8 protein-coding genes and 1 pseudogene are annotated in these 12,782 nt (G+C 38.8%); 5 read left to right on the forward strand and 4 right to left on the reverse strand.

Annotation, left to right across the window (positions count from 1 at the left end; genetic code table 11):
* Positions 1 to 266: 266 nt before the first annotated feature.
* The 3 genes from ABXH34_RS14290 to ABXH34_RS14300 all read left to right on the forward strand — a co-directional run bounded on the left by ABXH34_RS14290 (position 267) and on the right by ABXH34_RS14300 (position 4,101).
* Positions 267 to 1,556 (forward strand): HlyC/CorC family transporter, encoded by a 1,290-nt coding sequence (locus ABXH34_RS14290; protein WP_353572560.1) that lies wholly within the window; start codon positions 267 to 269, stop codon positions 1,554 to 1,556.
* A 21-nt stretch (positions 1,557 to 1,577) separates the two neighbouring features.
* Complete coding sequence (locus tag ABXH34_RS14295; RefSeq protein WP_353572561.1) at positions 1,578 to 2,984, forward strand: PD-(D/E)XK nuclease domain-containing ATP-binding protein; 1,407 nt, start codon at positions 1,578 to 1,580, stop codon at positions 2,982 to 2,984.
* Positions 2,985 to 3,057: 73 nt separating this feature from the next.
* Entirely contained in the window at positions 3,058 to 4,101 is a 1,044-nt protein-coding gene (locus ABXH34_RS14300) for an AAA family ATPase (protein ID WP_353572562.1), read from the forward strand.
* 326 nt (positions 4,102 to 4,427) lie between these two features.
* Here ABXH34_RS14300 and ABXH34_RS14305 read toward each other — a convergent pair whose 3' ends face one another.
* Entirely contained in the window at positions 4,428 to 5,591 is a 1,164-nt protein-coding gene (locus ABXH34_RS14305) for a Card1-like endonuclease domain-containing protein (RefSeq protein ID WP_353572563.1), read from the reverse strand.
* 447 nt (positions 5,592 to 6,038) lie between these two features.
* On the opposite strand from ABXH34_RS14305, the pseudogene ABXH34_RS14310 reads away from it, so the two are divergent.
* Positions 6,039 to 7,331: pseudogene (locus ABXH34_RS14310) on the forward strand (two-partner secretion domain-containing protein).
* Here the strand turns inward: ABXH34_RS14310 and purE are convergent.
* From purE to ABXH34_RS14325, 3 genes are all read right to left on the reverse strand, one after another.
* Entirely contained in the window at positions 7,328 to 7,846 is a 519-nt protein-coding gene (purE, locus tag ABXH34_RS14315; RefSeq protein WP_353572564.1) for a 5-(carboxyamino)imidazole ribonucleotide mutase, read from the reverse strand. The pseudogene ABXH34_RS14310 and the gene purE overlap by 4 nt on opposite strands.
* Positions 7,840 to 9,000 (reverse strand): 5-(carboxyamino)imidazole ribonucleotide synthase, encoded by a 1,161-nt coding sequence (locus ABXH34_RS14320; RefSeq protein WP_353572565.1) that lies wholly within the window; start codon positions 8,998 to 9,000, stop codon positions 7,840 to 7,842. Before ABXH34_RS14320 ends, purE begins: the two co-directional genes overlap by 7 nt.
* A gap of 200 nt (positions 9,001 to 9,200) precedes the next feature.
* Positions 9,201 to 10,652, reverse strand: a complete 1,452-nt coding sequence (locus ABXH34_RS14325) for a serine hydrolase domain-containing protein (protein ID WP_353572566.1) — start codon at positions 10,650 to 10,652, stop codon at positions 9,201 to 9,203.
* Between the two features lie 558 nt (positions 10,653 to 11,210).
* On the opposite strand from ABXH34_RS14325, the gene ABXH34_RS14330 reads away from it, so the two are divergent.
* Positions 11,211 to 12,656 carry an adenylate/guanylate cyclase domain-containing protein gene (locus ABXH34_RS14330; RefSeq protein ID WP_353572567.1) on the forward strand — a complete coding sequence of 482 codons (1,446 nt, stop codon included), beginning with the start codon at positions 11,211 to 11,213 and terminating at the stop codon, positions 12,654 to 12,656.
* Positions 12,657 to 12,782: the final 126 nt, after the last annotated feature.

The following is a 12,782-nucleotide window of genomic DNA, read 5'->3' on the forward strand; positions in this document are numbered from 1 at the left end:
ACCAAATAAAAAAATTGTTGGGTTTGTGATTTATCTTGTGACTGAATTCTGTGTGATATTGTACTACTTGAAGCAAAGCTTCTTGGACAGACACTCCCAAGCTGAGCTTAGGAGCAAGCTAACCATTAAAAAGCTTTATGCTTTTATATATCATGCAGTTAAAATGTTTTTGATTGTTTGAATAATGGCTAGTGATAGATTAAAGCTTGACAACGACTGGCAGTTGCAATAAACAGTAAACGGGCAACAACGAAAGGTATGTTTTTTTGGACGGGTTTCATACAGGTATCTTATTAGGGATACTGGTTTTCTTAATTATTGCATCTGGCTTTTTTTCCGCCTCAGAAACCAGCATGATGGCAATCAATCGTTATCGTTTACGTCATTTAGCTGCCAAAAACCACAAAGCTGCCAAACGTGTCTGTGATTTACTAGAACAGCCAGACCGTCTAATTGGAGTCATTCTACTAGGTAATAACTTCGTTAATATTTTAGCCTCCTCTATTGCGACCGTGATTGCAATTGACTTAATGGGAGAAGCGGGTGTGCCCATTGCTGCTGCACTACTTACAGTAGTGATTCTTATTTTTAGCGAAGTCACACCCAAAACTATTGCCGCGACCAACCCTGAACGGATTGCATTTCCTGCATCCCTACTCATTAAACCATTATTGCAACTGTTTTATCCCTTGGTATGGATGTTAAATATAGCGGGAAATGGATTGCTGAGATTAATGGGCATCTCTCAAGACAATGATGACAGTCATCGATTAAGCAGTGATGAATTACGCACCGTAGTGCATGAAGCAGAAGGCATTATTCCAAAACGTCACCAGCAAATGTTACTCAGTATTTTAGATTTAGAAAAAGTCACAGTTGATGACATCATGATTCCACGTCATGAAATTGTCGGCATTGATTTAAATTCACCTTTAGATATGATTCGAGAACAACTGGCTGCTGCACAACATACGCGCCTTCCACTTTACCGTGAAAATATAGATAATGTGATTGGTATCATACATTTAAGGAAAACAGTGCGTTTGTTTGAGCATGAAATAATAAGCAAAGAAGACTTAGAAAAAATCGCCAAAGATTTATATTTTGTTCCTGAAGGTACACCATTAAATACACAACTTTTAAATTTCCAACGTCATAAGCGGCGGATTGGCTTAGTTGTCAACGAATATGGTGATATTCAGGGTTTAGTGACTTTAGAAGACATTTTAGAAGAAATTGTCGGTGACTTTACGACCAATCCAGCCGATGTACTGACTCCAGATTTTCATCCATTAGATGATGGCAGTTACTTAGTGGATGGCAGCATTACGGTGCGTGAATTGAATCGAGCCATGAAATGGCATTTGCCAACAGAAGGACCTAAAACACTAAATGGCTTGATTTTAGAATATTTAGAAGCGATACCCGAATCAGGGATTAGTTTGCGTTTAGATGGTTACCCTATGGAGATTATGCAAGCAGGCGACAGAGTGGTAAAAACAGTACGTATTTATCCAAATCGCTGGCTGCCACAGAAAAAAATCAATGAAAATTAGTATTTTATAGGAGTGTTTACAATGAAGGCATTACCTATTGGCATTTCAACATTTAAAAACATGCAGCAAGGCAATTTTACTTATGTTGATAAAACCCAGCTTGTCTATAATTTAGCGACACAGGGCACTTACTATTTTCTATCTCGTCCGCGTCGTTTTGGTAAAAGCTTATTTATTGACACTTTAAAACAAGCCTTTCTCAGTAAAAAAGACTTATTTAAAGGTTTATATTTAGAAAATAACTGGGATTGGGATCAAACTTATCCCGTGATTCATATTGATTTTGCCAAAGGTAATGTGCATTCACGACAAGCATTAGATAATAAAATCTTTGACATATTAAATGAACATGCTCAATACCATTCTATTAGCTTGGAATACAAATCAATATCTAGTCAATTGGACGAATTGATTAATAAGCTTTATGAGAAATATCAGCAAAAAGTAGTGATTCTGGTTGATGAATACGATAAACCGATTTTAGACAACATTACCGACAAAAAAACAGCTGAAGACATGCGTGATGGTTTAGGCAACTTATACTCAGTGATTAAAGGCAATGATGCACAATTTAAGTTTGTTTTTTTAACAGGGATTACTAAATTTTCTAAAGTTAGCTTATTTAGTCAACTTAATAATCTTTTGGATATTAGCTTAGACAAGCGTTATGCAACCATTTGTGGTTATACTGAAACCGAGTTAAAAACAACATTTACTGATTATCTTAGCACCGTTAATTTTACAGATTTAAAAGCATGGTATAACGGCTACAATTTTTTAGGTGAATCGGTTTACAATCCTTACGATATTTTGTTGTTTTTTAGGAATAAATCTTATCAAAATTTTTGGTTTGAAACCTCCACACCAACCTTCCTAGTTAAACTGATCCAAGAGAAAAAATACTATTTTCCGCATTTAGAATCGATTGAAGCCACTCAAAGCTCATTAAGTCATTTTGATGTTGAACGCTTTAGTTTAGAAAACTTATTATTTCAAACAGGTTATTTGACTATTAAACACGTTGTTGAAATTCCGGGAGAACGTTTTTTTACTTTAGGCTATCCTAATTTAGAAGTGCGTAATGCGTTCACCAATTTTCTTTTAGAATATATTATTGATGATGTGCATACGAAAGCTTCTATTCAGAAGAAATTATATTTTGCCCTGCTAAATAATGAAATTCGGGTGATTTTACATAGTTTCTTTGCATCGATCCCACACGATTGGTATCGTAAAAATCCTATGGGTGGCTATGAGGGTTTTTATGCGGCGATTGTGTATGCTTTTTTTGCAGGAATGGGTTTTAAAATTATGCCTGAAGATACCTCTAATCATGGCAGAATTGATTTAAGTATGAAAAATATGTTTCGCTGCAAAAGCCAATTTATTTGCTGGGCATCGAGTTCAGTCGTAAACAGAAAAATTTAACCCATTTTGAATGGGAATGTTTACGATAAGCCATATATCAAAAAAACATGATAAAAATAAATTTGGAGGAACTATGCGGCCAGCACATTTGGGTATTATTTTAGAGCAAGAATTTCTCAGTACCGATAAAGGGCATCATACGCCTGTGATGTTGTGGGGTGCGCCGGGGATTGGGAAATCTCAAATCGTGGCTCAAATTGCAGCTAAACATCAAGTCCCTGTGATTGACATTCGTTTATCTCAAATGGAGCCAAGTGATTTACGTGGGATTCCGTTCCGAGTCGGTGAAACTGTGGAATGGGCAACCCCCGCATTATTACCCAATGAAGCCAAACATGGCACAGCAGGGATTTTATTTTTAGACGAAATTACGTCCGCACCACCCAGCGTGTCAGCCGCCGCATATCAATTAATCTTAGATCGACGTTTAGGTGAATATCAAGTGCCAAGTGGTTGGGCGATTTTTGCTGCGGGTAATCGACAAGGTGACAGAGGTGTAACTTACGCAATGCCTGCACCGTTGGCTAATCGTTTTTCTCATTTTGAAGTATCGGTTTATTTAGACGACTGGGTGGCATGGGCGTATCAGAATCAGATTGATGAACGGATTATTGGTTTTCTGCGTTTTCGGCCTGAATTATTGTTCGATTTTGATCCTGCACATAATCCTGTGGCGTTTCCTTCTCCACGTTCTTGGGAATTTACCCATCGAGCATTGCAAAAATTTATTGATTATCCCAATTTATTATTAGGTTCATTACAAGCTTGTGTCGGCGATGCGGCGGGTATTGAATTGCATACCTTTATTATGAATTTGGAAAATATGCCTGATTTAGATGCGATTACGCAGGGTCAAGCGGTTGAGCCACCTCATGATACCGATTTGCAATATGCAGTAGCTGCGGCTCTAGTGGGTCGGGCGATTCGAGCTAAAGACCAGCCTGAGGCATCAACCCTATTCGGACATATTTTGGATTTTGCAGCACGGTTTAGGCATAGAGAAATGGGTGTGATGTTGGTGTCTGATATGCACCGCGCAATCGGTGATGACTTGTTTAATGTACCCGCTTTTCATCAATGGGCACAAGCGATTGGCGATGTCATGCTGTATGAATAATTCACCTTACGCAGACAACATTTTGTAGAACAATAAATCAACCAGTTACCTTGCAGAGATAACTTTATAAATTGTTGATTTTTCATGAGAAATAGTTTTTGTGTAACGTGAGTGAACAAACGGTTTAATAGTTTAGGATTGCCTGTTTTTGATCGATTGACAATCCTAATAAAAACGCATTACATTAACAATAGGTATAGTCGTTTTATTTTAAGATGATACAGGACTGGCAGTCCTAAACTTTAAAACCATTTGATATTTAAAGTATTTAAGGACTGCCAGTCCTCACACTCAAGATAGAATTGACTATACTGCTTACAGTTTTATTAATCTTCCTGATCTTCAATCCATTGCTTCATCACTGAACGTAATTGCGGCAACATCCGAGCAGTACAAACCTTAAGTCCCAAATCTTTCGCGCGTTGCATATCCCAATTGGACAATGGGTGATAACTCACAAGCATGGCTTTGGTATGAAGGCCACCAAATAAACCCTTTAAGGTGTCTAATTTATACAAAATCTCACTACCGGGGCTATCAGGATTGTCACCATGTGCGTTAAAGCGTTTGGTTTTACATTCAATGATATACAAATGATTATTAGCTAAAAAAGTGACATCCATCTCATTTTTAACCACTCTTCCCGTGTCGTCGCGCCCAATTTCCACACTGCAACCCACATCTTGAATCTCAGGAATTTCTTTGCGCAAACCATAGGCAATACTAAAAGTATGATTTTCTAACCAACCGCCATTGACGAAAAATCGTGCTTCTTCGTCTGGAAATTGCAAACATTGATAACGATAGTCTAAAACACCCTCGGCTTGCATTCGCTGGATTAATGCTTGTAGCTCATGCCAGTTTTCTTGGCTGGCGGACAATTTGGGTGATTGCAAGGTTTGTTCTGCTTGTTGGGCTAACCAATTCAATGCGGCCAATGGTTTGGCTAATAATTCAGCATGTTCTACTAATTCATCAGTTAATGTGCGCAAATTTTTAGGAACACCACGCTTCGCGCCTTGACTTAAAACGGGTGCGCCATGAGCTTGCAAAAAGGCGGGTAATTTAATCCGATCGGCACAATTGATTGTGGGTAGTCCACGTTTGTGCATCCACATCACATCATCAGTGTGCGGGTGAACATAGAAAATTGGCTTGGAAAATTCAGCAAAAATTTCATACGCCACCATACTCATCGGGCGTGTGCCACCACTGGCATTGAGTGCAATATCATCAGCTTCACGTTCAATCAACAACTCTAGAATTCGATCCCGAATATGCTCGATATTCCATCCATCTTGTAATGGCCAATGCGATACTTTAATCCCTGCCGTTTTTAATACGTTTTCTAAATCTTCAGCTTGTTGATTTTGAGCTGTGGCATAGACGAGCACAATTTCTTGTGGAGCAAATTGTGGGTCTAGTGCTGGGGTAATATTAGCTGTTGCTGTATTGTAAACGAGACAAATCTGGACACTGGGTTTGAGCATAGAAATCAGCCTTTATATAAAACCATGGGGGTTGCTTACATTACGTGAATGACTAAGGTTTAGCAACGAGGATTTTGCATTTTGCACCTGATTTGATGATGTTGATGCGAGTAAGATTGATATAACAACAGAGCTTAATTAAAGACTCACCTTACGAAAATAAAAGAACCTTTCATTTTATGTAGGGTGGAATAGCGCAGCTTTTTCCAGCAAAATATGCGATACAATTGGGATGGTGGAATACAGTGAGAGAGAGTTTATTAATAATAACTAACATCAAAAGCTCATCTATCCCCCCTACTTTTTCAAACTTTTTTTCATTTTCGTAACATGAGTTAAAGATAGAAAATAAGCTTGAACCATCCGACTTTATAGTGCAGTCTATTAACTGCTAATCCCTTAATCCCTATTTATTTAACTGTCTCAATCATATATCTAAGCTGAAAAATGATACGTTGGCTAAGTTTGATTCTTGTTTCAATATTCACTTGCACGGTGCAAGCCGATATTTATTTATCCAATAACCAGCCGATGATTCCCGATACAAACCAGATTTATCATATAGAACAAGCTTTTGGTCAAACCGTAGGGTCTAATTTATTTCATAGTTTTGCACAATTTAATTTGGCGGCAAGTGAAACTGCGACATTTTCAGGGTCTGAACAGATTCAAAATATCATTACTCGGGTGATGGGGGAACAAGCCAGTTTTATCAATGGTTAACTGCATTCGACAATTCCTAATGCGCATTTTTATCTGATAAACCCAAACGGTATCACTCTTGGCGAACACGCCGAACTCAATTTAACAGGCAGCTTTTACGCAACCACGGCTGATTTCATTCAACTTGCTGACAACAGCCGCTTTTACGCCAAGCCGATCCAAAATGAAATATTAAGCACTGCATCAATTGCAAGTTTTGGCTTTCTCAATCAACATCCCGCACCAATTATAATTCAACGTGGCATCGACAACCCGCAAAATGTACGACTGGCTTCAAATCAAGATATTGGATTAATTGGTGGTGATCTCTTGTTACAAGGCGCATCTGAAAATACAAATTTGGGTTTAGAAACCAGTAAAGGGCAAGCAGGGGATTTATTTATTAATGTGCAGCAGCTTAATTTATTTGAGAACGGACAAATCTGTGCGAACTCTCTTACTTCAGGTGGTGATATGACACTGAATGCTCAAAGGATTTATTTACAAAATAGTCAGATTGAGAGTCAGTTAGCAGGAGCATTGATTTTTGATAGTTTATCGAGTGGGGGTAATTTGCGTATAACTGCTGCGGACTATATTTCTTTAAACAACAGTCAAATCACAACCAGCTCAGAATTAATCAATGGAAATGGGGGTAATTTAAATATTAAAACCCAATTTTTGATTGCGAGCAATGCCAGCCAACTGCAAGCCCGAGCGATTCAAGGTCATGGCGGCAATATTAGTGTTGATATTTTTGGCCTATTTAAGACGGGGATTCAGTCAAACCAAGCCTTATTTGATGCGTCTTCCGAGTTGGGAATCAGTGGTGAAACCAATATTCAACTTGATACGGTGGCTGATGTACAGTACAGCTTATTGACACTGCCTAATACATTTTTAACCACCAATCAAGCATTTGAATTATGCAGCGATACACGAAATCAAAGTCGTTTTATATTTCATCCGTATACAGGTTCGAAATATTCAGTCTTTGACTGGCGACCCTCGCCCACAAATCATTTCAAAGATTTTTAACTGCCTAAATACGCTTGATAACCTTGCTGTTCCAAACGCTGTGCTTTATCTAATACGGTCTTTTCTAAGTTCTGTTTATATTCTTTCACCGCTTGGCGTACTTCGGGATATTGGCCACTGATAATTTGTGCGGCCAAGAGACCTGCATTTTTCGCATTATTAATCGCCACACTGGCAACAGGCACGCCGCCAGGCATCTGTACGATAGAAAGCAATGAATCCAAGCCATTGAGACTAGAAGTTTTAATCGGTACACCAACAACAGGCAAAGGCGTGACAGCGGCAATCATTCCTGGTAAATGCGCTGCACCGCCTGCCCCCGCAATAACCACTTCCAAACCTCGTTGCTCAGCTTGTTGTGCATAGTCAAACAAACGCTGTGGCGTACGATGAGCTGAAACAATGCTTAACTCATAGCTGACGTGTAATTCATCTAAAATCTTGGCGGCATCTTGCATGACAGGCAGATCAGAATCACTGCCCATAATAATACCCACAACGGCTTTGTTTAGCATTGCTTTTGTCCCTTGATTTTTAAAAGGTTTTTAGCTTTTTGCAGTTTGGTAATTACTTGTTCTGAATCATCATCAATGACGGTGATATGTCCCATTTTTCTAAAAGGCTTCGTCACTTCTTTACCATACAAATGGAAATATAAACCTTCAATTGCCAATACATCAGCCAAGCCTTCAATTACTGGCGTACCCTGATAATTTGGCTCACCCAACAAATTTAACATGGCAACAGGTTTGATAAGTTGAGTTGAACCCAATGGTAAACCTGAAACAATCCGTACCAATTGTTCAAACTGGCAAGTGATACTACCTTCAATTGTATAATGGCCAGAATTATGTGGGCGCGGAGCAATTTCATTGACTAGTACTTCACCTTCCTTAGTCAAAAACATTTCCACCCCAAATACGCCAACCCCTTCCAATGCTTCTACGGCATGAGAGGCGACTTCTATCGCTTGTTGGGTAATGTCTTCTGGTATGCGAGCAGGTGCGGTAACGATGTCACAGATATTAGTACGATCATCAAAAATCATTTCAACCACGGGATAGCAAGCAACTTCGCCTTTAGCATCTCGTGCCACCATAACCGCTAATTCTTTTTCAAAATCAACATATTCTTCAACAATAGATGGTGTGTGCAATACCTCATCTATGTCGTTAGCACTTTTTAATACAACAACGCCTTTACCATCATAACCACCTGTACGGGCTTTTTGCACTAATGGAAATTGAGCTTGCTGTAAATAAGCCATATCGAGATTATCAACTGCTTCATAAGGCACGACAGGCACGCCATGCTGTTCAAGAACTTGTTTTTGCTTGAGTTTATCTTGGATGATCTCGAGCAAGTAAGGTGATGGATAAATGGTATGACCTTGCTCATGTAGGCTTTTCAGGGTTTCGGTGTCGATATGCTCTACGTCAAACGTAACGACATCGCTCAAATGAGCCAGCGCGGCCAATTTGTTCGCGTCATATAAATCGCCAACAATTTGTGCGTCTGCGATGTGTTCTGCTGGACAACGGGGCTGAGGGTCAAGTACGGTAACGTAGAAGCCCATGCGCTTTGCCATTTGAGCAGTCATTTTGCCAAGCTGTCCGCCACCAATAATACCAATGCGTGAGACAGGATAAGAGTGAGTTGCTTTTGCCATGACTTATCTGTGTAAAAACTTACTATTATAATTGCATACGGACGGTCTATACAAGAAAAAATTGAAGTGATTAAATTATTTATCAGGATTTATAATTGATGAGAGCATACTAAGAATGGATTATAGTCATTGTCACATTGTTTGATAGAACTACCAACCCTTGAAAACCAGTAGTTCTACAATCCTAAAAATAGTAATTCTTAATCTGCTAAAAGGCTGGTTATTTTGGCTTCAATACCACCATCTGTTAAATCCGATATGCTGGGACTATCACCGTTGACCAGCAATACAAAAGCAAGTTGTTGATCTGGGAACAGACCAATAGTTGAATTGAAGTCATCATAGCTGCCAGAATGACCAATAAATTTAAACTGATTAATATTTTTGATTTCCAGACATAAACCATAATCATTATCTTTTGCTGCACCTATCGATAGCTTTTGCCGTTCTTGCATATTGGCTGTACTAACAATACGTTGGCCGTCTGCTGATACACCTTGTTGTAATTCCATAATCATATAGCGCAACATATCTTGTGCTGTAGATTTCAGGCCGCCAGAAGGGGCAAGATTATCATCATGTTCATCGACTGATTCACTGAGTACAAACTGACCGTTGCTAAGGTGATAGGATTTAGACATTTTTCCTGTGGCGCGGGCTTCATCCACATACAAATAGGAATTACTCATGCCTAACGGTTGTAGTAATTTTTCTCGTAATAATTTCTCATAATCTGCATGAACATTGTCTAAATCACGCTGTTGAATTGAACCATTATCCGCTTTAGCCTTTGCCAATACGGCAAGATAAGCCGCTAAAGAAACGCTTAAATTGCTGTATTCATATTGCCCTCCTGGTGATCCTATTAGCTTCACATTGCCTAAACCGTCCAATACCGCCCGAGCAGGTACATCAAAAACTTCATCCGCATCAACGGGTAGACCGCTGGTCATATCAAGTAATTGGCGAATAGTGATCTGGTTAGCATATGCTGGATTAGACAAAGTGAATTGAGGGTAAATATCTTGTATTTTGCGATCCCAATTCAAAATTCCTTCATCAACTAAAATGGCAATAAGAGCTGAAGTGATTGCTTTGTTGGTTGAACCAATATGGAACAAACTATCATTTGTGGTTTTAGTGCCTTGGCTAATATTCGTTTGCCCATACGCATCTAATAATACCGTATCCGTACCAATGGCCACCGCTAATACCGCTCCGGGAATTTGCTTTTCTGTAATCAGTGTATTCATGTATTGACGCAAACTGGCCACATCATCAGCAGAGAGCACTGAATTTATAGCTGTGGATTGTTGTGGGTTGGTGTTTTTCTCCGTATGGCTATGGTAATGCCAAGCATATTGGCTTATATCAGAGCTGTAGTTCAGTTTTGCACTGTAGTCTTGTCCTGAAATATCCAATGATGGAAAGTCTAAATTCAGACTATCATCAAGCTGCACACAATGGTCTGTGATTTCATCCGCACATGTAACTGGCGTTAGATTTTCATCCCATTGCCAGGATAATTCCCCCTGAGGATAATTTAATAAACGAGTGGAATATTTTGTGGCGTTCAAACTCAAACAAGGGATATTAATATCCAAACCATCAACTAAGCTAGAGGTTGCACATTGTTCCGCTTGTGCTGTCATCGTCAAGCTTGCGGCAATTATGCACGGGTAGATAAAAAACGGATGCCTTGTCATAAAATAGACCTTTTTAGGTTTTGGTGAAAATTGTTTAGGTTTACCACACTCGTCTTGCCTCTGGTGGTTCATTTTTGTCGGATTGGGTGAAAATATATTGATAGTCTGTTGGGATTTATTTTGGGGATAATACGGGATTGGGTATTTTATATGAGACTATAGTCAATTCCGTCTTGAGTGGGACTGGCAGTCCTTAAACACTTTAAATATCAAATGGTTTTGAAATCTTAGGACTGCCAGTCCTGTATCATCTTAAAATAACTATAGCAAGTCATCCATAGCTTTGTTGCTAATCCTCTTGCTTCGTAGAGGTGCTATGACTCATATTCCTATTGCAAGGTTATCAATATTTAGAATTTCCCAACTGCTTCTGGCTAACATTACACCGTATTCTAATGGACTTCAAATTGACTCGATACCATACTGCTATTTTTTAACTGATTGAATCCTTTACGCCTGACACTATTAACATTAAACAAACATTCTACCTTATAGGTAAATCCTGTGATAAATGACTTTGCGTTACAAAATAAAGTGAGCACACTGAAAGCTTTTCCGAGTTTAAACTCAGATATCGTCGAACGCTTTGCTCAAATACTTAAAACTCAGGGAGATTGGCAATTATTCCGCATTAATCCACTGAAATTTGCCGAGCAGCATGATTTTGATCCGCAGGACTGTACTGATGTGTTTATTCATGGTGCAAAAATTGGGTTGTTTGACATGAATTATAATATGGTGTGTCCAATGTGTGGCGGCATTGCTAATAGTCATCATGAATTGGACGAGCTTGAATCCGATGGTTTTTACTGTTACGTGTGTGATATTAATGTGCCTACGGCTCTGGACGGCCAAGTTGAGGTCTCTTTCACAATCCAGCCTGATATTAAAGCCTTAAATATTGACCCACTTGAAGATGAAGCCAGTTATTTTAAATATCATTTTTCCAATAATTATGAGAAAACCACCGAGTTTCTAGCATACTCACATAATTTACTACAACAATTTTGTAGCCTAAAACCCGATGAGAAAACTCAAATTGACTTGGAAGGTAAATTAGGTCACGTCTGCCAATTGGTAAGCATTGACCAAGATACTGCTTGTTGGATTTATTTTGACCAAAATACAGTGCAAACTCAGCAACAGCTTGATATTAGTATTTTAAATAATGGTTTTGCACCGCGCGAACTGCATTTAGCTGCTGGTGATTATCAAATCACGATACATAATCACAGCCGTGTCAAATTGGGCTTTGTGATGTTTAGTTTTCATTATCAAGAATTTAGACAAATGGTATCCAGCTATCCGCCTTTAATGTCTCCTTTTTTGACTGCCAGCGGCTTGATTAATAACCAAAGTTTTCGTGATTTATTCCGTGTGCAGCAATTATCTGAGTCCTTGAATTTAAACATTAAAAATCTAACCGTGATGTTTACCGATTTGCGTGGTTCAACTGCAATGTATGATGAAGCGGGTGATATGTTTGCGTATCAGATTGTTAAAAAGCATTTTGAATTGCTAGGCAGTTCGGTGAAACAACATTCAGGCAGTATCGTGAAGACCATGGGTGATGCGATTATGGCAACTTTTTCTAGTCCATTGAATGGTTTTTTATGTGCGTTGGAAATGGTGCAAAAGATCGATCAATTTAATGAAGAGCAAAAACAACATGGCTATGAAATTGGGCTGAAAATCGGCTTGAACAGTGGCTCTGCATTGACTGTTGTTAATGATGAACGCCTCGATTATTTTGGCCAATCTGTCAATATTGCAGCGCGAATTCAGGGTTTGGCCAGTGCGAATGAGATTTATCTGTCGCAAAAAATTTATGATGATGCCAATATTATTGAGCTGTTAAAGCAATATGATACCTATGTTGCTGAGAAACAATCCGCGTCTTTAAAAGGAGTGGGACAGGCAGTCGAAGTGTATAAAATTCATAAGGGATAAATAATATAGCCGTTTTATTTTAAAGTGATAGTGGACTGGCAGTCCTCAAATTTAAAAGTGTTTGATATTTAAAATATTAAAGGACTGCCAGTCCTAACACATAACAAGAAATTCACTATATTAGAT

The sequence above is a fragment of the Candidatus Albibeggiatoa sp. nov. BB20 genome, from assembly GCA_016744725.1.
Classification (GTDB): domain Bacteria; phylum Pseudomonadota; class Gammaproteobacteria; order Beggiatoales; family Beggiatoaceae; genus Albibeggiatoa.